Annotated in this window: 12 protein-coding genes; 11 read left to right on the top strand and 1 reads right to left on the bottom strand. The window is 64.2% G+C overall.

What is annotated here, in order from left to right:
• Positions 1-56 precede the first annotated feature (56 nt).
• On the top strand, positions 57-488 hold the full coding sequence (locus tag PFLQ2_RS12145; protein WP_003182491.1) for a hypothetical protein: 432 nt from the start codon (positions 57-59) through the stop codon (positions 486-488).
• A gap of 24 nt (positions 489-512) precedes the next feature.
• Here the strand turns inward: PFLQ2_RS12145 and gspI are convergent, their stop codons facing one another.
• On the bottom strand, positions 513-887 hold the full coding sequence (gene gspI / locus PFLQ2_RS12150) for a type II secretion system minor pseudopilin GspI (protein ID WP_003182489.1): 375 nt from the start codon (positions 885-887) through the stop codon (positions 513-515).
• A gap of 150 nt (positions 888-1037) precedes the next feature.
• On the opposite strand from gspI, the gene gspG reads away from it, so the two are divergent.
• The 10 genes from gspG (at position 1038) to PFLQ2_RS12195 (ending at position 23754) form a co-directional block, all read left to right on the top strand.
• Positions 1038-1487, top strand: coding sequence for a type II secretion system major pseudopilin GspG (gene gspG / locus PFLQ2_RS12155; RefSeq protein ID WP_003182486.1), 450 nt, complete (start codon positions 1038-1040; stop codon positions 1485-1487).
• 8 nt (positions 1488-1495) lie between these two features.
• Positions 1496-2482 carry a type II secretion system minor pseudopilin GspK gene (gspK, locus tag PFLQ2_RS12160; RefSeq protein ID WP_003182483.1) on the top strand — a complete coding sequence of 329 codons (987 nt, stop codon included), beginning with the start codon at positions 1496-1498 and terminating at the stop codon, positions 2480-2482.
• Complete coding sequence (gene gspL / locus PFLQ2_RS12165) at positions 2479-3660, top strand: type II secretion system protein GspL (RefSeq protein WP_003182480.1); 1182 nt, start codon at positions 2479-2481, stop codon at positions 3658-3660. The genes gspK and gspL overlap by 4 nt, the downstream gene beginning before the upstream one ends.
• Positions 3653-4210, top strand: coding sequence for a type II secretion system protein GspM (gspM, locus tag PFLQ2_RS12170; protein ID WP_003182479.1), 558 nt, complete (start codon positions 3653-3655; stop codon positions 4208-4210). The genes gspL and gspM overlap by 8 nt, the downstream gene beginning before the upstream one ends.
• Entirely contained in the window at positions 4207-6573 is a 2367-nt protein-coding gene (gene gspD, locus PFLQ2_RS12175) for a type II secretion system secretin GspD (protein ID WP_003182477.1), read from the top strand. The genes gspM and gspD overlap by 4 nt, the downstream gene beginning before the upstream one ends.
• A gap of 35 nt (positions 6574-6608) precedes the next feature.
• Positions 6609-8027, top strand: a complete 1419-nt coding sequence (gene gspE / locus PFLQ2_RS12180; RefSeq protein ID WP_003182475.1) for a type II secretion system ATPase GspE — start codon at positions 6609-6611, stop codon at positions 8025-8027.
• Positions 8027-9238, top strand: a complete 1212-nt coding sequence (gene gspF / locus PFLQ2_RS12185) for a type II secretion system inner membrane protein GspF (protein WP_003182472.1) — start codon at positions 8027-8029, stop codon at positions 9236-9238. The genes gspE and gspF overlap by 1 nt, the downstream gene beginning before the upstream one ends.
• Before the next feature lie 171 nt (positions 9239-9409).
• On the top strand, positions 9410-9541 hold the full coding sequence (locus PFLQ2_RS30835) for a hypothetical protein (RefSeq protein WP_264080344.1): 132 nt from the start codon (positions 9410-9412) through the stop codon (positions 9539-9541).
• A gap of 207 nt (positions 9542-9748) precedes the next feature.
• Positions 9749-10918, top strand: coding sequence for a substrate-binding domain-containing protein (locus PFLQ2_RS12190; RefSeq protein WP_003182469.1), 1170 nt, complete (start codon positions 9749-9751; stop codon positions 10916-10918).
• A gap of 215 nt (positions 10919-11133) precedes the next feature.
• Complete coding sequence (locus PFLQ2_RS12195) at positions 11134-23754, top strand: filamentous haemagglutinin family protein (RefSeq protein WP_003182467.1); 12621 nt, start codon at positions 11134-11136, stop codon at positions 23752-23754.
• The last annotated feature ends 26 nt before the right edge of the window (positions 23755-23780 follow it).

Genomic DNA, 23780 nt, shown 5'->3' with positions numbered 1-23780 from the left:
ACGGAGAGAATTGACGGGTACCCTGGGGGCCGGAACCAGAAAAGGAGAGTCGGGCCATGGTGTTCATCGAGCGGGTATCCCCGGCGCAGATCGTCCAGGTCGTGGGCCTGGTGGCGGCGTTGGCCGGGGTGGCGACCTGGTCTTCACTGCTAATGACATCGGCTGAGTCCCGTACACCGGATGTCGCTTCGCAGCGCCTGGCCGAGCGCTCCGATAACCCGGCGTTGCAGTGGTTTTCCAACCAGCCGGCACCGGTAGACATCAAGGTCAGCGGCGTAATGGCCGGCACCCGCGCCGCCGTGGCGATCCTCAGCCTCAACGACGGGCCGCCGCGCAGTTTCCTGGCAGGAGAACGGATCGCCCAAGGGGTGCGGCTGGTATCGATCGAGGCGCAGGCCGTGGTGATCGAGCGTGGCAACGAACGAACCCGCCTGGTCCTCGCCCGGCTGCCGGATTCGGTGAGCTTGCCTTCGCTGACACGGCCCTGAGAGCCTCAAGGATGGTGGTTACTTTTATTTTTCTTGACTGACCAACGTCTCCAACCGGGCCAGCGGCGGCGCTTCGCGGCTGCGATCCGAGACGGTCAATTCAACCTCTAGCAGCCGGCCATTTTCCGTCGTGCGCAGATGCTGTTCGCACCGCAACAGCAAGCGTCCCTGGTCGCATTCGAAAACTTTCGAGCCCTGGGTAAACCGTCTTTCCAGGCGCAACTGCGCCAGTTGGCTGCGGGCTGCCAGCAACGCGATGGCTTTGTCCCGGAGCAGGCCGTTGCTCTGGGTCATCACCGCGGCCACGCGCACGGCGGCCGACATGGCCACGGCGATGATCGCCAGGGCCACCAGCACTTCGATCAAGGTGAATCCGGCTTGGGCAGCAGGGCGAGGCATGGGCGCGGGCTCGTGGGGCGAAAGCAGCCCCCAAGGCTAGCCGGCGTTCGTGACCGATTGACGACGCAAGCTCCTGAGCAATTTCAATATCACTGACATATTTTCTTGCAACACTGCGCCTCGAATCGAATCCAGCGAAGGACCGTCGAGATGCAGATCGCCCGTTACAACGCCCGTCCCCAAGGCCCACGCGGGCAGGGGGGCTTCACCCTGATAGAAATCATGGTCGTGGTGGTCATCCTGGGCATCCTGGCGGCGATGGTGGTGCCCAAGGTGTTGGACCGTCCAGATCAGGCGCGAGCGACGGCGGCGAAACAGGACATCGGCGGCCTCATGCAAGCCTTGAAGTTGTATCGGCTGGACCACGGCAGTTACCCGAGCATGAACCAGGGGCTCAAGGTGCTGGTGGAAAAACCCGCCGATGCGAAAAGCGGCACCTGGCGTTCATACCTGGAGCGCCTGCCGAACGACCCTTGGGGACGCGCCTATCACTACCTCAACCCCGGCGCCAACGGTGAAGTCGATATCTTTTCCCTGGGGGCCGACGGCCAACCTGACGGCGACGGCGTAAACGCCGACATTGGCTCCTGGCAGTTGTAAGGGCCGTGATGCGAACGGATTCGCCCCTCGCGGCGAAGCAGCGCGGCATGGCGGTGATCAGTGCCTTGCTCATCGCCGCCGTGGTGGCGGTGATCGCCGGCGGCATGCTGACCCGCCAGACCCTGTTCACCCGCAGCCTGGAAGCCGAGCAGTTGCGTGTCCAGGGGACAGGACGGTTGCAAGGCGGTTTGCAGCTCAGCCGCCAGTTGCTCTGGGAGGCCCGCCAGCGTGATCCGCTGACGCGCCTTGGCCAGCCCTGGGCCAGGCCTATCGTCATGCCCGGTTCGGGCCAGATCGACACGCCATTCGAAGGCCAGTTGGAAGACGAACAGGGCAAGTTCAACCTGCGCAACCTCGTCGCCGAGGAGCGCGTGGATGAAGAACAGCGGCGGGCGTTCGAACGGTTGTGCCAGCAGCTTGGCGTTGCCGCGACGGTTCGCGAGCGCATTGTCGAACGGGTGGTCGAGGCTTATCCGCGATTATCGGACCCGCAGCAGGCGCCCAAGGCTGCGGTGAGCCGCACGTTTGTCAGCGGTCGGGACACTTCGCCCGACGCCGCCAACACGCCCCAGGCGCCGACGCGGCCCATGCTCCGCACGCTGCAAGACTTGCGCAGCGTGAAGGGCGTCACATCGCAGGTGCTGGAGACATTGGCGCCTTACGTGACGATCCTGCCGGCCAATACCTGGCTCAATGGCAACACGGCCAGTGCGCCGGTGCTTGCGGCTTACGTGCCCGGGCTGTCGCTGCAACGGGCCGAGGCGCTGGTCAGGGAGCGCGAGGGTGGTCACTGGTTCATCAACCGAGGGGATTTCGTCAATCGCCTGCGCATGCCGGAGCTGGAGATCAGCGCCGTCAGGGTCGGCATCACCAGCGACTGGTTCCGCCTGCGGGGCCAGGCGCGCAGCGGACAACGACGGGTCGAACTGGACGCGTTGCTGCAACGCAGTCCGGACCATTTGCCCCAGGTGATCTGGTCAAGGGTGGGCGTATGACGCGCTTGCGGATTGGGCTGGCGCCTCTTGCCGGCCTGAGTCTCGACACTCCGGTGGCGTTTGCCTGGCTCGATCGCCAGGGCCAGGTGCGCGAACAAGGGGTCAGTCAAATCGGGGCCCTGGGCAGGGGCGCCAAGAGCCTTGCGGTGGAATGTTTTCTACATCCCCGAGACAGCCTGTTGGCCCGCGTGGAGCTGCCGCCGTTGCCACCAGCGAAGATCACCGCCGCAGTAGCGTGCGCCGCCCAGGCCCTGATGCTCGGTGCCAGCGAACGCATGCAGGTGGCCCACAGTCCACGCGGGATTGACGGGCAGGTACAGGTCGCCTGGCTGGACCGTGAATCGCTCGCCAGGTTGGCCGGGCTGCTGCATCAGGCCGGGTTGAAACTGCGTGGCCTTTATCCGGCGGCCTACGCCTTGCCCGTGCTGTCGGGGCCGGTGGCCTGCGTCGAGGATGACCACCTGCTGGTGCGTCATGACTTGCAGCACGCCGTGGTCCAGCCGCTGCAGGAAGAGGCGTTGGCCGAATGGCTGATGGAAGCGCAGGCGGGGCTGCACTGGCTGGGAGATTCGCCGCCCCACGCGTCGGTCGACACCTTGGCCGCCCCCCAGCGTTGGACCGGTTCTGCGCCGGGCTGGGGCTTGCATGCCGGCCTGTCACGTAACGCAGCCGAGCGTGGTGGCTGGGGCCGCGCTGTGGCGATCTGCGCTGTGGCGCTGGCGGTGTGGGTGGTCGGGCTGAACCTCTACGCCGCCCGGGAAGCGGCGCAGGGTCAGCGGCTGAAGATGCAGATGGTCCAGCGGGTGAAGCAGGTGTTTCCCGAGTTGCCGGTGATTCTCAACCCGCTGCAACAGGCGCGCCAGCAAATCGCGGTTCGCCAGGGCGCTACGGCGACCGACCCGGGCCAACGCTTCGCCAACCTGGTGCAACAGGCAGGCAGCGCCATGCCGTTCATGAGCGGCAACGTGCAGGCGCTGGTATTCGAGAACGGCGAGTTGCACCTGAGCGTAATCGCGCAAGCGCCGAAAACGACCGCCACCGATGACTGGAAAACCGCCCTGGCCCAGGCTGGCATCGACGTCGCCGCCATCGACCAGGGCTGGACCCTGCGTGTGGCCCCGGCCGGCCAAGGCACTGAGGACAACCCCGACTCCACTGCGGACGCCGATGATGAATAAGCAATCCCTGGCACTGGCGCGGCTGCGTTGGCGGGCCTGGCGTACTCGCTGCCGGACATTCTGGCAGGGGCTGGCCGTGCGCGAACAACGTGCCGTGTCCGTGGCGGCACTGGTGCTGGGCGGTGGCCTGGTCTGGCTGGCGTTGATCCAGCCTGCGCTGAAGACCATCGCCTATTGGCAAGCCGAAACCCCGAAGCTGCGCTCGCAAACCGAAGCCCTCGAAGTGCTGTTGCGCGATGTCGGCGGCGCTGCCCAGGGCCAGCCTCTTGAAGCGGCTCTGCGCCAATCCCTGGACGCCAGCGGGTTGAGTGAGCACTACCAGTTGCAGACCCTTGGCGCCGATGCCTCCCACGCTTGGCAATTGTCCTTTCAAGATGCCCCGGCGGAGGCAGTGATCGGCTGGCTGCTGGGCAACCCTCGGCAGTTTTCCCTGGAAGTGATCGAGGCCCGCTTGCTACGCACAGCCCCGACCGCTCCTGACAACACCCCCGGCACACTGTCCGGAACCGTTCGCATGGATCAGGCGCAAAGCGCTAAGGAAGCTTCATGAAGGGGTCCAGATTCCCGGGTCATTGGCGCAAGGCTGCGCCGCTGTTGCTGTTGGCCTTGAGTGCGTGCAACAACACGCCGCCCGCGTCGCAGCCGCCGTTGCTGGTGGACAGTGAACTGGGCATACCGTTGGGCGGCACCCAGCGCAGCGGCGATGCGTTGCTGGACCGCCAGCGTGCCCAGGCCCTGCGCGAGCAGAAACCGCCCGCCAGGCATCAGGTCGATCTCACGTCCCGTGCCCGCGAGCCCCGCAACCCTGCGCCGGCGCGTACGCCGTTGGGCGATCAACCGGTAACGCTCAATTTTGTCGAGGCGGATATCCAGGCGGTGGTGCGAGCGCTGTCCCGTTCAACCGGGCAGCAATTTCTGGTGGACCCCCGCGTCAAGGGCAACCTGACGCTGGTCTCCGAAGGCCAGGTTCCGGCTCACCAGGCCTACGACATGCTGCTGGCCGCGCTGCGCATGCAGGGCTTCAGCGTGGTGGATGTCGGCGGCGTCGCCCAGGTGGTGCCGGAGGCCGACGCCAAGCTGCTCGGCGGGCCGATCTACAGCGCCGACAAACCGGCCGGCAACGGCATGCTGACCCGCACGTTCCGCTTGCAATACGAGAACGCGGTGAACCTGATCCCGGTGCTGCGCCCAATCGTTTCGCCGAACAACCCGATCAACGCCTACCCGGGCAACAACACCATTGTGGTCACGGACTACGCCGAGAACCTGTCGCGGGTGGCGCAGCTCATCGAAGGCATCGACACCCCCAGCGCCATCGACACCGACGTGGTACCGATTCACAACGGCATCGCTGTCGACATCGCGCAGATGGTTTCCGACCTGCTGGAAACCCAGGGTGGCGACCAGACCCAGAAGATCAATGTGATCGGCGACCCGCGCTCCAACTCCATCATCATCCGCGCTGGCAGCCCCGAGCGCACGGAGCTGGCGCGCAACCTGATCTACAAGCTCGACAATGCCCAGAACAACCCGAGCAACCTGCACGTGGTGTACCTGCGCAATGCCCAGGCCGGCAAACTGGCCCAGGCCCTGCGCGGTTTGCTCACCGGGGAAAGCGAAGGCGAGGGCAACGACAACTCGCGCTCGGTGCTCAGTGGCATGGGCGGCAACACCAATGGCCAGAGCGGGCAAAGCAGCAGTGGCGACGGCACCGGCGGTACCAGCGCCAGTGGCAGTGCGTCGACCACCAGCACCGGCTACGCCCAGGGCAGCAACGGGACACCCTCCGCTTCGACGAAAAACGAACAGGGCACTGCCTTCAGCGCTGGCGGCGTGACCATCCAGGCCGACGCCACCACCAACACCTTGCTGATTTCGGCGCCTGATCCGCTGTACCGCAACCTGCGGGAAGTCATCGACCTGCTGGACCAACGTCGCGCCCAGGTGGTGATCGAGAGCTTGATCGTAGAGGTCGGCGAGGATGACGCCAGCGAATTTGGCGTGCAGTGGCAGACGGGCAATCTCGGTGGCAACGGGGTGATCGGTGGGGTCAATCTCGGCGGCACGGGACTCAATCTCAACGGCAAGACCAGCATCGATGTGTTGCCCCAAGGGCTGAACCTGGGCCTGGTCAACGGCACCGTGGACATCCCCGGTATCGGCAAGATCCTCGACCTCAAGGTCCTGGCCCGGGCCTTGAAGAGCAAGGGCGGCACCAACGTGTTGTCGACGCCGAACCTGCTGACCCTGGACAATGAAGCGGCGAGCATTTTTGTCGGCCAGACCATTCCCTTTGTCAGTGGCAGCTACGTCACCGGTGGCGGCGGCACCAGCAACAACCCGTTCCAGACGGTGACTCGCGAAGAGGTCGGCTTGAAGCTCAATGTCCGACCGCAGATTTCCGAGGGCGGTACGGTCAAGCTCGATATCTACCAAGAGGTCAGCAGCGTCGACAATCGCGCCTCGAGCACCACCGGGATCGTCACCAACAAGCGCGCCATCGACACCAGCATCCTGCTCGACGACGGGCAGATCATGGTCCTTGGCGGGTTGCTTCAGGATGGCTACAGCCAGAGCAATGACGCGGTGCCGTGGCTGTCGACCCTCCCCGGTATCGGTGCGCTGTTTCGCAACGAGCGCCGGCAGATCACCAAGACCAACCTGATGGTGTTCCTGCGGCCGTACATCATCCGCGACACCGCGGCGGGACGCGGCATCACCCTCAACCGCTACGACTTCATGCGTCGCGCCCAGGGCCTGCTGCAACCGGAGCGCAGTTGGGCCATGCCGGACATGCAAGCCCCGCAACTACCCGCCTCGGCCCGGGCGATCCCGGGCGCCGCACCGGTCAGCTTGCAAACACCCAGGGCGGCGATCAAGGCGGTGCCTGTAACGGAGCCGGTTGGACAATGAATACCGTGTCGGTCGGTAGAAGGGGAGTTGAGCCCATGAATACCCTCCCATATGCCTGGGCCAAGGCCCAACGCCTGGTGTTGCGGCAGGCCGAGGACGGTGCGGTGCTGATGGTGTGTCCCTCCACGCCTGGCTGGTCCATCAGTGAGGTGCGCCGTCAGTTCGGCGAGGTGCGACTGGAGCGGGTGCGCGACGAGGAGCTCGACGGCTTGCTCAACACCGCCTATGCCGACACCGGCAGCGCTGCCGCAGTCGTGGGTGCGGCGGAAAACGAAGTCGATCTCGACCGGCTCATGCAAGACATCCCCGAGATCACTGACCTGCTGGACACCCAGGACGGCGCGCCGGTGATCCGCATGATCAACGCCTTGCTGACCCAGGCCGCGCGGGACGAGGCCAGCGACATCCACATCGAGCCCTACGAGAGCCATTCGGTGGTGCGCTACCGCGTCGACGGCACCCTGCGCGATGTGGTCTCGCCACGCAAGGCCCTGCATGGGGCGCTGGTGTCGCGGATCAAGATCATGGCCCAGCTCGACATCGCCGAAAAACGCCTGCCCCAGGACGGCCGCATCGCCCTGCGCGTGGCCGGGCGACCGATCGATATCCGCGTCTCCACGGTGCCCACCGGCCACGGCGAACGGGTGGTGATGCGGCTGTTGGACAAGCAGGCCGGACGCCTGCAACTGGAAACGTTGGGCATGGACCCGGACGTGCTGGGCAAGCTCGATCACCTGATCCGCCAGCCCCACGGCATCGTCCTGGTCACCGGTCCTACGGGCAGCGGCAAGACCACCAGCCTGTATGCCGCCCTGGCCCGGCTGGACGCCAGCGTCCACAACATCCTCACGGTGGAAGACCCGGTGGAATACGATCTGCCGGGCATCAGCCAGATCCAGGTCAACGCCAAGATCGACATGACCTTCGCCCTGGCGTTGCGGGCGATCCTGCGCCAGGATCCGGACATCATCATGATCGGTGAAATCCGCGATCTGGAGACGGCGCAAATTGCCGTGCAGGCGTCCCTTACCGGGCACTTGGTGCTGGCCACGCTGCACACCAACGATGCGGTGTCGGCGGTCAACCGCTTGATCGACATGGGCGTCGAGCCGTTCCTGCTGGCCTCGTCGATGCTTGGTGTGCTGGCTCAGCGGCTGGTGCGCAGGTTGTGCTCGCAGTGCAAGCAGCCGGATCCGGCCACGCCCGGCACCTGGCGACCTGTTGGCTGCCCGACCTGTAACCAGACCGGCTACAGCGGCCGCACTGGCATCCATGAATTGTTTTGCATCGACGACGACATCCGCGCGCTGATCCACCAAGGGGCAGGGGAGCAGGCACTGCGCGCCGCCGCCCGCCAGGCCGGCATGTTCAGCATGCGTGAGGATGGCGAGCGCTGGGTCCGCAGTGGCACCACGGCCCCTGAAGAAATCCTTCGCGTGACACGGGACGCCTGATGAATCGTTACCGTTTCGAGGCCGCCGACGCCCAGGGCAAGATCGAATCCGGACACTTGGAAGCCGACAGCCAGGGCGCTGCTTTCAACCTGTTGCGTAGCCGTGGCTTGACCGCGTTGCAGGTGCAGGCCGAGCGCAACACGACACCGGCCAATGGCGGTGGTTTGTTCAGCGCCAAACTCTCGGACAACGACCTGGCCTGGGCCACCCGGCAACTGGCGAGCCTGCTGGGCGCGAGTCTGCCGTTGGAAGCCGCGTTGAGCGCCACGGTGGAACAGGCCGAGCGCAAGCACATCGCCCAGACCCTGAGCGCGGTGCGCGCCGACGTGCGCAGCGGCATGCGCCTGGCCGAAGCCCTGGCGGCGCGGCCCCGGGACTTCCCGGACATTTATCGAGCGCTGATTGCCGCCGGTGAAGAGTCCGGCGACCTGGCTCAGGTCATGGAGCGACTGGCGGATTACATCGAGGAACGCAACAACCTGCGGGGCAAGATTCTCACGGCGTTCATTTACCCCGGGGTGGTGGGGCTGGTGTCGGTTGCCATCGTAATTTTCCTCCTCAGCTATGTGGTGCCGCAGGTGGTCAGCGCGTTCTCCCAGGCCCGGCAAGACCTGCCCGCGCTGACCGTGGCGATGCTCACCGCCAGTGATTTCATTCGTGCCTGGGGCTGGTTGTGTTTTGGCGTGCTGGCCGGTGGGTTCTGGAGTTGGCGCATGTACTTGCGCAAACCGGCGGCGCGGTTGAGCTGGCACGCGCGGGTGTTGCGCCTGCCGCTGATCGGGCGTTTCGTACTGGGCCTCAACACCGCGCGATTTGCCTCGACCCTGGCGATTCTCGGCGGAGCAGGGGTGCCGCTGCTGCGCGCCCTGGAGGCGGCGCGCCAGACGTTGTCCAATGACCGCCTGAGCCAGAGCGTCAGCGAGGCCACCGCCAAGGTCCGCGAAGGGGTCAACCTGGCGGCGGCGCTGCGGGTGGAAAAAGTCTTCCCGCCGGTGTTGATCCACCTGATCGCCAGCGGCGAAAAAACCGGCTGCCTGCCGCCGATGCTCGAACGCGCCGCACAAACCCTCTCCCGCGACATCGAACGCCGGGCCATGGGCATGACCGCACTGCTGGAGCCGCTGATGATCGTGGTCATGGGCGGTGTGGTGCTGGTGATCGTCATGGCGGTGCTGCTGCCGATCATCGAGATCAATCAGTTGGTGCAATAGCCACCGCGCAAAAAAAACGTGGCGAGGGAGCTTGCTCCCGCTGGGCTGCGCAGCAGCCCCAAAGCCAAGCTCCTCGGTGTGCCAGGCAGATGGCATGCAATCTTTTTGGGGCCGCTTCGCAGCCCAGCGGGAGCAAGCTCCCTCGCCACAAAAGCAGCCGATGATTTTGCAGTGACGCAACACCTCCCGACCCTCGCCAGCGCCAAACTCGGGTTCCTCGTTCTGTCATCTTTCGCCGCCCGGCAACCGTCCGCCGCCACCTCCACGGCCAGCCCTTATCGTCCCCCTGAAAAAATCGCCTGAACCCACGGCACAGAGCCCTCGAACACCCGAGGAAAAAAGCCGAAAAACAGCCCTCAGCTCCCGAGGTTTTTTCCTTTATCTGTCACCGGAAACTGCGAATTTCTAAGCCATGGCCTCACCCCATCGCCATCGGCACAGGACCGAGCGCCATGACGGCAAGCACGCGTCACTCAACCTACGTACGAACACGATGAAAGGAGATTCTTCATGTTTAAGCGCAACGTTCTCGCGGTATCCCTGACCCTCGCCGGCCTCTGCGTCGCTCAGGCCGCCATGGCTGATGTCAACGGCGGTGGTGCTACCTTGCCTCAGCCTCTGTACCAGACGTCCGGTGTACTCACCACCGGCTTCGCCCCTTACATCGGCGTGGGCAGCGGTGCCGGCAAGGCCGCTTTCCTGACCAACGACTACACCAAGTTCGTGCCTGGCGACACCAGCGGCAAGAAAGTGCACTGGGCTGGTAGCGACTCCAAGCTCAGCGCCACTGAACTGAGCACCTACGTCAGTGCCCACGGTGCCGCCTGGGGTCCATTGATCCAGGTGCCTTCGGTCGCCACCTCGGTTGCCATTCCGTTCAACAAGACTGGCACCGCCAACGTCGACCTGAGCGTCAACCAATTGTGCGGCGTATTCTCCGGCCGCCTCACCGACTGGAGTCAGATCACTGGTTCTGGCCGTACCGGCGCGATCACCGTGGTCTACCGTGGCGAGAGCAGCGGCACCACCGAACTGTTCACTCGCTTCCTGAACGCCAAATGCGCTGAAACCGGCACCTTTGCCATCACCACCACCTTCGCCTCCAGCTACAGCGGTGGCTTGCCATCCGGTGCCGTTTCCGCCTCCGGCAGTGCGAATGTGATGACTGCACTGAACGCTGCCCAGGGCCGCATCACCTACATGAGCCCGGACTACGCCGCTACCACCCTGGCCGGTCTGGATGACGCCACCAAGGTCGCTCGCGTCGCCGGTGTTTCCCCAGCTCCTGCCAACGTTTCGACCGCCATCGCTGCTGTTGCGGTACCGGCAGTTGCCAACCGTTCCAACCCGAACGCCTGGGTACCGGTGTTCGCTGCTACGACCAACCCAAGCGACCCTAGCGTCGTGGCCTACCCAACCACCGGCTACCCAATCCTGGGTTTCACCAACGTGATCTTCAGCCAGTGCTACGCCGATGCGACCCAGACCACTCAGGTTCGCAACTTCTTCAGCCGTCACTACGGTTCGTTGACCAACAACGACTCGGCCATCACCGCCAACCGTTTCGTGCCACTGCCTTCGGCTTGGAAAACCGCTATTCGTGACTCCTTCGTCACGGCTTCCAGCGGTCTGAGCGTCGGCAACACCAGCGTCTGCAACGCCATCGGTCGTCCGTTGTAAGCCCACGCTTGAACGACCCGCAACACCCGATCAGCAACGGTGCGAGCCGTTGCTGATTTTTGCGTCATGTCCGAACCAACACAGCCACATGAAATTTTCATGACATCCGTTCGGTCCCGAGCGGCTGTAACCGCCTATCCCCTATAACCAACGCTGGCAGCTTGATAGCACTGCGTTGCGCCCCCTTAAGAAGCGAACCCGAAAGGATGAGTAGGATGCTGCGCTGCAAACCCCAGACGAACCTGAATGCCCCACGTCGCGATGGCGAGTTGTCGATGTTGCGGCTCAAGCCGCTGGCCCAGGCCATTGCGCTGCTGATGGTGGCCGGCAATGCCCAGGCGGCGACCGCGTTCAGTTCGGCCTGGTTTGCCGCCAAGGGTGCGTCCCCGGCCGGTGGCGCGGCACGGCCCACAACGGCGTTGCCAGGCATGCCGCCGCCCTTGGCCCAACAGCAACGGGCCAATGCGCAGCTGCAACGTTCGCTGACCAACCTCAACAACACCGTCGCCGCCATCGCCGCCCAGCAGGCGGCTCAGGCCGCCGGGCGGCAAGCGGCGTTGGGGCAGGTGCAGGTCGTGCCCGATGGTTTGGGCGAGGGCGGGCTCAAGGTCGACAACAGCCTGACCCAGGGCTGGCTCAACGCCAAGGGTCCGCAGCAGACCGAGGCCGGCGGCAAGACCACGGTGAAGATCGAGCAGACCGCCGACAAGGCGATCCTCAACTGGGAAACCTTCAACGTCGGGCGCAATACCACGGTGGATTTCCAGCAGCAGTCGGACTGGGCCGTGCTCAACCGGGTCAACGACCCCCAGGCGCGACCGAGCCAGGTCCAGGGCCAGATCAAGGGCAACGGCACGGTAATGCTGGTCAACCGCAACGGCATCATTTTCAGCGGCAGCAGCCAGGTCAACGTACGTAACCTGGCGGCGGTGGCGGCCAACATCAGCGATGAGCAATTCAGCAAGCGCGGCTTGTATATCGATGCCACCGGCAGCCAACCGACTTTCACCGACGCGGCGGGCAAGGTCGAAGTGCAGCAAGGCGCACTGATCGAAACCCATCGCGCCGCCACTTCCACGGCTGGGGGCGGCTATGCCTTGCTGCTGGGTAGCGAAGTGGAGAACGCCGGCTCCATCACCACCGCCAAGGGCCAAACCACCCTGGCGGCGGGCGACAGTTTTTATATCCGTCGGGGCCAGGGCACCAGCGGCAACCTGCGTTCCACTACCCGTGGTAACGAGGTCGCGACGTCCCTCAAGCTCGGCAGCGGCGCCGGCACGGTGATCAACAGGGGCCTGATCCAGGCCAGCATCGGCGACATCACCCTCACCGGGCACGATGTGCAGCAGAACGGTGTGGCGGTGGCGAGCAGTTCGGTGGACACCCGCGGCACCTTGCACTTGCTCAACGCCTTCAGCGACAGCAGCGGCAGCGTGACCCTGGGGCAGGGCAGCACCACGGCGGTGCTGCTCGATGCCGCAGGCGGCAGCGCCCTGGACAGCCAGCGCAATGCCGGACCGGCCGGCCTGGATGGCACGCCGAACAACCTGATCACCGGCCAGTTCAACAACCTCAGCAGCGTGGTCGACCGCACCGATCAGTCGCGGGTCGAGATCGTCAGTGGCGGCAGCGTTGACTTCCAGAACGGCTCCATCACCCTGGCCACCGGCGGCCAGGTCGCGGTCAGCGCTGCCGGTCGCAGCCTGGTAGGCAATGGCGCGGTGATCGATGTGTCCGGTGCCATCGGCGTCAAGGTGGCGATGGAGTCCAATTCCATCAAGGTCAACGTGCAGGGCAATGAGCAGCGTGATGCGCCGGTCAACCGCGACGGCGGCAAGCTGACCAACAACGATGTCTGGGTGGATGTGCGTGACTTGATCTACGTGCCGGCAGGCACCAATGGCTACGCCACCGACCGTTGGTACACGGCGGGTGGGCTGTTGGAAGTCGGCGGTTACTTGGGGACCCGAGGCCACAGCGCCGGTGAATGGGCTGCTCAAGGCGGGACCTTGACGTTCACTGGCAACGACGTGGTGACTCAGCAGGCAGCGCAACTGAACCTGTCTGGCGGCACCCTGGATGTGCAGAGCGGCTACCTGCGTCAGACCTGGCTCAAAGGCCCCAATGGGCGTTTGTATGAATTGTCCAAGGCGCCGGGGGACATTCTCTATACCGGCATCTACAAAGGCTACGAAGATCACAGCCAACGCTGGGGCCAGACCGATTACTACTACAACCCGTTGATCGCCCCTCGCGAGCGTTTTGAGGCGGGCTACACCGTCGGCCGCGATGCCGGCAAGCTGGTGGTGTCGACCCGCAACGCGGTGCTGGAAGGCCAGATTGTCGGTGAGGTCTACCAGGGCGAACGCCAGACCCAGGCACCCAATCTCAACCTCGACGGCTACCAGCAATCGCAAAACGCCGTGGCCCGACGGGCGCAGTTGTGGGTGGGCAGCTACACGCCGATCCATGACAAGACCAGCGGCATGATCAACAGTGGCCTGAACCCCACCTTCGATCAGGTCACCGTCGGCAAGGTGGCCGACAAGATTGCCGCGGGCCTGGATCTGACCTCGGTGGTCGACACCGATCGGCAAGGCAAGCTGGTGCTGGATAACGCGCTGCTCAATGGCTTCCAGCTCGGCGCGGTCAAGGTGGCGGCGGCTGAAGGCATCCAGGTCGACGGTGCACTCAAGGTCGCCGACGGCGGCGACATCACGCTTTATGCCCCGCAGGTCGAGGTGAACGCCGACCTGACTGCCCGCAGCGGTCGTATTGCCTTGGGCAACGTGCTCAAACAGGTCAGGACCGATAACTTCCAGATTGGAGACGTCACGCTTTCACCCGCCACGGGACAGCGGGCAGTGGTCACATTGGGAGAAGGCGTCAAGCTGAACGCCGCCGGACGGTGGAGCAATCTGCTGCTCGACGGCAACGACCGCCAAGGCCTGCCGTTCATCAACGGCGGCACCGTGTCCGTGCGCAGCATTGGCGACATTGACGTGCGTCAGGGCAGCCGGATTGACGTCAGTTCCGGTGCTGCGGTCATGGCCGATGGCAAGATCCGCGGCGGCAAGGGCGGTGACCTGACCCTGACCTCCAGTACCGGCGCATCGTCCGATAACGGCGCCTTGAACCTTGACGGTGAACTGCGCGGCACCGGCGTGAATGGCGGCGGGACCTTGACGCTGGCGGCCAATAAAGTGCTGATCGGCAACAGTGGCTCGCCGCTTGAACCGGGCACCCTGCAACTGGGTGGAGACTTTTTTGACAAAGGCTTCTCGGCCTATGACATCACAGGTAACGAAGGCCTGAGCGTGGCCGACGGGACCCAGGTCGATGTGACGATGCCGGTGTACCGTTTTAGCGAGCAGGCGTTGAGCACCGGCGGTGGCGCAGAACCGGCGGATGCTTTGCAGCGCTGGACGCCGGAGTTGTACCAGGAAGACGCGATCAAAGGCGTCATGACCCAGCGTCGCGGCGCGAGCCTGAGTCTTACTGCCGGTACCGCGAACTCCAGCGCCGCCGACATGGCCAGCACGGTGTTGAACCTGGGCAAGGGCAGCGTGGTCAGCGTCGATCCGGGCCAGGGCATCGATGTGCGCAGCATCGGTCAACTGACCGCCAACGGTACCCTTAATGCGTGGGGTGGGCGGGTCAGCCTCACCGGGTTGAGCGTCATCGGTGCGCAGGGTGAAGCCGTCAATGCTCAGGGCCACGGTCGCTCCATCTGGCTGGGCGAGCAGGCTCTGATCGATGTCTCCAGCCGGGCCGTGACCGCCCGGGACATGCGCGGTCAGACCTATGGCCTGGTACGTGATGGCGGGCAGATTGTCATCGGCGGCCAGATCGATACCGCGAAAGGATCGGCTTCCGCATCCGAACTGTTTGTGGCGGTGCGCGAGGGGGCGCGTCTGCAAGCGGATGGCAGCCAGGCCGTGTTGGACATTCCCGGCCCGGGCAGCACGTCGGTAGCGAGCAATGGCGGCAGTATCTCCCTGGCGTCGGCCAATGGCTTGTACTTGGACGGCACATTCAGCGCCCGCTCAGGCGGGGCTGGGGCGGCGGGAGGCAAGCTGTCGGTGGCTCTGGAAACGCCTTATTACGTGAAGGGCGCAGTCAGCGATCGAGTGCTGAAGGTACGGGAATTGGTGCTGGGGCAAACCGCTCAAGCAAGTTTGCTGGAGGAGAATGCCGGGACGGCGGCGGACTCGTTGGTCTATGGTCATGGGCGGTTGGGCGTGGATCAAGTTCAGTCGGGGGGCTTCGACAGCCTGACGCTGTTGAGCAATGGGTTGTTGAGCGTCGATGGCAACGTTTCGCTGTCCCTTGGCCAAAGCCTGAGCTTGTATGCCCGCAGCTTTGGGATGGATGACGCCGGGCCAGCCAACAGCCAAATCCAGCTCAACGCCTCCCAGGTGTTGCTATCGGGGCTGGCGGCACGTCAACCGAATATGGACAACTACACCCGACCGGTGATTGAGGGCGGTGTATCGCTTCTGGCGAACAAAGCGGCGTTTTCGATCAATGCGGACCTGCTGGATGTGCAGGGCAACGTGATGTTCAGCAGCAAAGGCACTGTGTTGCAGGCCGATGGCAGCAGCGTCGAGACGCAGCGTGCCGGTTTTGACCGGGTTCATTTAAGCAGTCGGGGGGATATGAGATTCCTCGCCGGGTTCTCCGGCGACGGTTTGCCTCAAGGCTTCACCACTCAACTGGTGACCCCTTCGGACATGGTCTTGCAGGCTGCGCAACTGTACCCAGCGACCGGAGTAGGAGCGCGAGTGTTGGCGGGGTATGGCTGGGGCACTGAGTCGGGTAGCGGCATCAAGCTCTATGACCCGGCGCGTAGCCTAGTCATTGGGCGTGCTACCCAGGTTGCACCTCAAGTGCCTTATTCCGTATTCGGTCGTTTGCAGTTGGGCAGCGCGAAGATTGAACAAGGTGGCATCGTCCGCGCACCTTTAGGGTTGCTTGAAATCGGTACAAACAGTCCAGAGGGTATATCCGCTCGGGTGGATCTGTTGCCGGGCAGCCTGACATCGGTCAGTGGCTTGGGCCTGGTCCTGCCGTATGGCGGCTCCATTGACGGTCAGACTTATACGTACGCTGGCAAGAAGGTAGTGTTGCTGGGGCAAGGCGCGGTGCCTTCCGACAATGGCGACCTCGATATCGGCGTGATTCTGGGCGGCAAGTCGGTAACGGGGCAGGAAGGCTCGGTACTCGACCTCTCGGGTGGAGGTGACTTGCTCGGTGCTGGTTTCATCGCCGGCCGCGGCGGTTCCACCGATGCGCGCTTCAACCCGCTGGTACAAATTGGTGCCAATGGCGGTTTCATCTTGCCTGGGCTGTCGAGCAACCCGGTCTACGCCATCGTGCCGGGGAACCAGAGCCAATACGCGCCGGTCGTCCCTGAAGGCGGCGCGGTGGATCCGAGAGTGGGGCAGCAAGTCTCCATAGGTGCCGGTGTGCCCGGGTTGGCGGCTGGTACCTATACCTTGATGCCGTCCACTTATGCCTTGCTGCCGGGAGCGTTCCGGGTCGAGGTCAATGGCTTGGCGGGACCGGGCGCGACAACGGCCGCGCTACAGATGCGTAATGGTTCGTGGACCACAGCCGGGGTACTGTCGGTGGCCAATACCGGGCAGCGCAACAGTTTATCCAGCCAGATCATCCTGACATCGGGAGATGTGCTGCGTCGTTATTCCCAATACAACGAAACCAGCTACGCCCAATTTGCCCTGGCCGATGCCGCGCGCCTGGGCGTACCACGGGCATTGTTGCCGGTAGACGCGAAGACTCTGAAGCTGAACATGGCAAAGGGGGCCGGGGACCAGGCGTTTTCTTTTAACGGCGTTGGCAAATTCGCGGCTCAGCCAGGTGGTTTTGGCGGTACTGTTTCGGTGGTGGGCAGCAACGGCGCGGCATTGGAAGTGGTTGCCGAGGGGCGCGGAGCCACTGCGGGCTTCGACGGCGTGACCCTCAACGCCGAAAGCCTCAATGCGTTGAATGCTTCGCGCCAGGTGATCGGTGGCCAGTTTTCGGTGCTCTATGGCCAGGGCGGTAATTACATCACGCCGCAACGGGTGTCCCGCAGTGTCGCGCTGCGTGAAGGTGCGACTTTATCTGCGCCTGAGGTATTCCTTCTGGCTGATGGCGGCGAACTATTAGTGGAACAAGGCGCCGCCATCAATACCATCGGGCGGGGCAAGGCGGCCTACGATGCGCTTGACGGTTTTATCTATAACCTGAATGTAAGGAACCAGAACTACAGTTTGCTGGGTGCTTCCAATGGCTTGCTCAATGTGCTCGCCCCTGTGTCAGGCACCACGGGTACGGTCAATATCGGTGGGTGTAGCCTGACCCCGTGCAGCGGCGTGACCCGCATTCACTCCGAAGGCAGCATCGTTGCTGCCTCCGGCAGCAGCCTGGAACTGGACGATCAGGTGCGTTACGGCACTCGTCACCTGACCCTGGCCCTGAGCAACATCAACGTCGGCACCGCCCAGGCCCTGAGCAATGCGGCGACGCGGCAGGTCTTGCCCGCCGGCCTGACCCTGAGCCAGACCGTGCTCGATCGCCTGTTGCGCGGCGACACCGAATACGGTGCTCCGGCCCTGGAAACCCTCGAACTGTCGGCCAGCCAGGCGCTGAACTTCTACGGCACTGTCAGTCTCGACACCTATGACCCGACAACAGGCAAGTCGCGCCTGAATAATCTGATGCTCAGCACCCCTGCCATCTATGGTGCCGGTAGCGCCAATGATGTGGCGACCATTCGCACCACCAACCTGATCTGGAACGGCGCTGTCGGCGCGCCGGGTTCGGTGATTGCCGGTGGGGCCGGTACCGGTGCCGGTCGCCTGGACATCCAGGCCCAGCGCATCGAATTCGGCTACGGTGACTTCGCCCAGCCCAGCTCGGTCACCACCCTGGACCGCCTAGCCCTGGGATTCGCCAACGTCAACCTCAGCGCCAGCGAACGCCTGACCGCCAATCACAAGGGCAGCCTGGCGGTGTATCAAAGCCAGGGCGCCTATGACGCAAAAACAGGCTACGTCTACAGCGGCGGCAACCTGAATATCCTCACGCCGTTGCTCACGGGTGAAGCCGGATCGGTCAACCGCATTACTGCAGGCGGCGTGGTCAATGTAACGGGCACAACCGCTAAGCCTGGCGCTGTCTCCGGGCTAGGGGGCGAGCTGTCCCTCAAGGGCGCGAGCCTCAATCTCGCCAGCGCAGTGGTGCTGCCCAGCGGCAAGCTCACCCTCAGCGCGACGGATGACCTGACCCTGACGGAGGCGGCGCAGATCGACCTGGCTGGGCGCGCAATCACCTTCAACGATGTGACGCGTTACAGCGCCGGTGGTGAGGTGATCCTGCAAAGCCGCAACGGCAACATCCGCCAGGCGGATGGTTCAAGCATCGACCTCTCGGCCCATAACAACCAGGCTGGCCGGCTCAGTGCGGTGGCCCTGGACGAGGCCGCCGGGATCGTTGACTTGCGGGGTCGGATTCTCGGCAGCAGCACGGGCGAATATGACGCCGGCGGCACCGCCATGCCGTACCTGGCCGGCGGTGTGGAGATCCAGGCCCAGCGCCTGGGCGACAGCGGCAGCCTCAGCGAGCAGTTCGCGGCCTTGAACCAACGCTTGAACGACGGGCAGGTGTTCGGCTCCCGTGGCTTCCAGCTCAAGCAGGGCGACCTGGTGATCGGCAACGAACTCAAGGCCTCGACCATCAGCGTGTCGGTCGACAATGGAAACCTGTTGGTCAATGGCAAGGTAGACGCCAGCGGCGAACGGGTCGGCAGCATCCGACTCGCCGCCGGGCGCTCCCTGACCCTGGGCGGCAGCGCGGTGCTCGATGCCCACGGCAATCGCCTGCGTGTAGACAGCTACGGCAAGATCATCGACTCACCGAACCGCGCCATGGTCGACCTCACCTCCCGGGGCGGCGTGCTGACATTGGCCGACGGCGCGCGCATCGATTTGCGCCATGGCACCGCGGCGCCTGCGGGGCAGCATGATGGTCGCGCTCGCGGCACCCTGGAGCTCAATGCCCGGCGCGCCGGCCCGGATGCCACCCAAGGTGACATCGCCATCGATGCCAGCGGCAACCTGGATATCCAGGGCGCGCGGTCCATCGCCGTCAATGGTATGTGGCAGTACAACGATGCAGCCTTTGGCAGCGATCCGGCGGCCAGTGGCCGTCCTTATCAGGTCATCGACCAGGCCTACCTGGATGGCAAGCACCAGGATAGCCTCGCCTTCATCAACGCGGCGCTGGCCAACAGCGATTTGATGCAACGTAGACTCGCCGGCCTGGACAACGCCCGTTACGCCGATGCGTTCCACCTGCGGCCCGGCGTTGAGATTGTCAGCGCCACGGCCGACGGCGACCTGGTGGTGCAGGGTGACCTGGACCTGTCCGGCTATCGCTACGCCAGTGTCAACCCGCGCACCCGGCAAACTGCTGTGTACGGCTCCGGCGAGGCCGGTGCGCTGACCCTGCGCGCCGGTGGCGACCTGAGCATCTACGGCAGCATCAACGACGGATTCGCTCCGCCGCCCGCCACCCAAGATGACAAAGGCTGGATGCTGCTGCCCGGCATCGATTTCACCGGTGGCGACATCGTCGTCCCCGGTGCCGGCGTGACGCTGGCCGACGGTACGGCGTTCCCGGCGGGAACCACGCTGAACTACGACTTGCCGATCAAAGGCGTGACCCTGGCGGCGGGTACTCGACTGCCGGTGGCCGCAGTCCTTGAGCAACCCTTGGAGCTGCCGGCCGGCACGGTATTGGCGGCAGCGGTGCACGATGCGTCCGGCAACCTGCTGTTTGCCGCGGGCACTTTGCTGAGCCGGGCCCAGACCCTCGAAGCCGGCTCGCAGTTGGGCGCCGGCAGCGTGCTGAGCGGTGCCGCCGCACTGCTCGGTTTCACCTGGCCCAAGGGCGTGGCGCTGCCCAATGTGGCGAATGCGAGCAATGCCCAGAGCAATATCCTCAAGCTGGATGGCAGCCTGGCGTTGAACCGCGGTTCGCTGATCCCGTCCGGCACCGATGTGAAGTTGCCCAATGGCGTCGAGTCGATCCAGCTACGTCCGGAAATCGCCGGCAGCGATGGCCGCATGTGGGCTATCGCCCCGATGCTCGCCGAGGGTTCGCAATCCTGGTCGCTGCGGCTGGTGGCCGGGGCCGATACGACGGCGGCGGACAGCCGGATCGTCCAGCCCGATCCGGTACAAGGCGACTTGCGTCTTGCCGATAGCCACTACGGCATGTTTGGCAAATCCGTGCCGGCCAAGGGCACCTATCAGTGGACTCAACTAGGGGTCGATGAGCTGGCGGGCGCGGGGTTCACGGTAGCGCTCGGACAAACCGTCGACCTGACAATCGTGAGCAATTTTGGCTACGACTCGGTTGACGCGTTCTGTGCGGATTTCGCTGGTATTTGCGCGCTTCAAGCTTCTTACAGATGGACCAAGGCCGCGGAGGAGGAATTGGCAGGTTCCGGCTTTGAGGTCAAGGCCGGCGAGCTGATCAGCCAGGCCGCTGCGCAGTTTTTCCAGTTTGATTCGGTTCAGTCACTCTGCGACGCGGCGCCGAGTGTCTGTGCCCCCGCAGACGTGGAGTATGAAGCGGTTGCCGGCAGTGTCCGTCCGAGCGTCATCCGCACCGGCACCGGCGACCTGGAACTGCTCAGCGGTGGCAGCCTGCGCATGGATTCGTTGTTCGGCATCTACACCGCCGGAACCTCGTCGGCACCGACGTTCCCAGGCGATCCCTACAACCAGCCCAAGGCCCTGGGCGCCAACGGCAAGGTGCTCACCGACGAGGATGGCAGTAACGAAAAGCTAGTCGATGGCGGCACTGAAAGTCTCTATCGCGCCTGGTATCCGGACGCGGGCGGTAACCTGTTGCTCAAGGTCGGCGGTGACCTCAGTGGCAACCTGACCGCGCCTGTCAACTCTAGCGGGCGACCGAACCCTACCGACATGGGCCAGGATTCGGCCAATGTAGGCAATTGGCTCTGGCGCCAGGGCAATGGTGATTCAGCGAGCAGCCAGCCGACCGCCTGGTGGATCAACTTCGGTAGTCATACCGCGTCGACGGTGTCGGGTGGCGCTGATCAAATGGCCGCTTTCACCGGGTTCGGGACTTTGGGTGGCGGTGATCTGGATGTACAGGTGAAGGGTGACGCGGGGGTGTTGAACCGGCTCGCCGGTAACGACTTCAACTCAAACATCAACCCTCGTAGCCAGGGGCTGCTGTTGGCGGTGGGCAGCACCGGACGTGTGGGCTCTGATGGCAGCCTGCAATTGACCGGCGGTGGCGATCTCAACCTGCGTGTGGGTGGTGTTTTGAATCCCGAGAGCTCGTTCACCATGGGGCATCTCAACGGCGCGGTCATCAATTTGCGAGGACACGCCCAAATCGATGGTGGTGCCATTGGTCGTATCGACCTGCTCTACGGCAACAGTGCCCCTGTGCAATCCCCTGGAGAAACACGGGCCTACGACTCCTTCAAGTCCACACGAGGATCTGCAACCGGTGGACTGACCCTCATGCCTGGTGATGCTACCTTCGATCTGCGTACGTTGGGCGACTTGGTCGTGATGGACGTTGCCGACCCGGGCCGGGTGCCGATGATGAGCGTGTCGCCCTTCAAAAATGGTGCGACTAACGGCTCGGGCGTGAGCTGGTTTTCGTTGTGGACGGCTAATACTGCGATTGATCTCTGGTCATCGGGGGGCAATCTGACGCCGCTGATGTCTGGGGGCGAGACGGACTTGGCGGTAGTCTACCCATCGATTCTGCAGGCCGTTGCGGCCAGTGGCAGTCTTTACTACGGTCAGGCCAAGGTCGCAGGCTCCGGTAACTCCAGTAACGGCTATCGCTCAGCCTTGCTGCTTGCCCCCGGCATCAACAGCGAGTTGCAGTTCCTCGCTGGTGACTCCATCTATGGCGGTGACCTGACGGTCAGTCGCTCTGGTGCCTCGTCCACGGCCGTGGCCACACCATTTCGGCCGGCCTTCATGGGGCTTGTCGATAACGCTGTGGTGGTCAGTAATCTCTCCGCCGATGCCAATCGTGTCTCTATAGGCGCAAATACATTGCCGTTGTTTGCTTTTGATAGCAGCAGCGCGTCCGACGAATGGGCGAGCAACACCGATCCTGCCCGTTTCTATGCGCTCAAGGGCGACTTGCTGGCCGTCAATAGCGGGCGGACGATGACGTTTACCACCCTGAATGACAGCCGATTCGGCCAGACTTATTACGAAGGAACCGGGTCGGTGTGGATGATGGCCGGGCGGGACATCGTCAGCAGCGGAACACCGCTGAGTGGCGGCCAGGGTGGTGAGTCTGTCACGGGGCAGTACACCAGCGCCGGCAACCTCTTCATCCACAACAACCCCACCGACATTTCCATCGTGTCAGCCGGGCGCGACATCCTCTACAGCAACTTCAATGTCGCCGGTCCCGGCCTGCTGGAAATCACCGCCGGGCGCAATATCCTGATGGACGACAAGGTCAGCATCACCAGCCTCGGCGCCGTGGTGCCGGGAGATTCGCGCCCTGGCGCGAGCCTGGTGCTGCAAGCTGGCGCGGGCCTCAACGGCGCGGATTACGAGCGCTTCGTCAAGGCCTACCTGGACCCGGCGAACCAGGCCCTGGCCGGTGTGCCGCTGGCGAACCAGGACGGCAAGGTCGCCAAGACCTATGAAACCGAATTGGTGGATTGGCTGGAGAAACGCTTCGGCTTCAGCGGCGACAGCGAGCAGGCCCGCAGCTACTTCGCGGCACTGCCGGCCGAGCAGCAGCGGGTGTTTGCCCGCGACGTGTACTTCGCCGAGCTCAAGGCCGGTGGTCGTGAGTACAACGAAGTGGGTGGCGTGCGCCAGGGCAGTTACCTGCGGGGCCGTGAGGCTATCGAGTTGTTGTTCCCGACCAAGGACGTGGCGGGCAATCCGATCACCTACAAGGGCGACATCACGATGTTCGGCGGGGCGGGGGTGCACACCGATTTCGGCGGCAGTATCCAGATGCTGACCCCGGGCGGCGGGCAAACATTCGGCATCGAGGGCAACGCGCCGCCGTCCACCGCAGGCGTCATCACCCAGGGTGAGGGCGATATCCAGTTGTATGCGCAGAATAGCATCCTGCTGGGGCAGAGCCGGATCATGACCACTTTTGGCGGCTCGATCCTCGGCTGGTCGGCCCAGGGCGATATCAACGCCGGCCGGGGTTCGAAGACCACCGTGGTGTATACGCCGCCCAAGCGCTTGTACGACACCTGGGGCAACGTGACGCTGTCGCCGTTGGTGCCGAGCACCGGGGCGGGTATCGCCACCCTCAATCCCATTGCCGAAGTGGCGCCGGGGGATATCGACCTGATCGCGCCGTTGGGCACCATCGATGCGGGCGAGGCGGGGATCCGGGTGTCGGGCAACGTCAACATCGCGGCATTGACGGTGGTGAACGCGGCCAACATCCAGACCCAGGGCAAGTCCTCCGGCGTGCCGCTGGCAGCTTCGGTGAACACCGGTGCGATCACCTCCGCCAGCTCGGCAGCGACCTCGGCCACCCAGGCGGCCGAAGATGTGGCGCGCCAGCAGCAGAACGCGGCGCGGCAGAACCAGGCGTCGGTATTTACCGTGCAAGTGGTGAGCTTCGGCTCCGAGCAACTGGCCCCGTCCCGCGACGGTGCCAGCCGCGAAGCCCCCCGGACCTACGACCCGGCCAGCCCGGTCCAGGTCCTCGGTGCCGGCCCCTTGGATGAACAGACACGGCAGCGATTGACCGAGGAAGAGCGGGGGCGGTTGAGTTTGTAGCGTTTGCAGTGAAAGGGCTTGCTTGC

The organism is Pseudomonas fluorescens Q2-87, from assembly GCF_000281895.1.
Taxonomy (GTDB): domain Bacteria; phylum Pseudomonadota; class Gammaproteobacteria; order Pseudomonadales; family Pseudomonadaceae; genus Aquipseudomonas; species Aquipseudomonas fluorescens_S.
The sequence above is the reverse complement of the archived record's forward strand: the minus strand, read 5'-3'. Positions and strand labels throughout refer to the sequence as shown.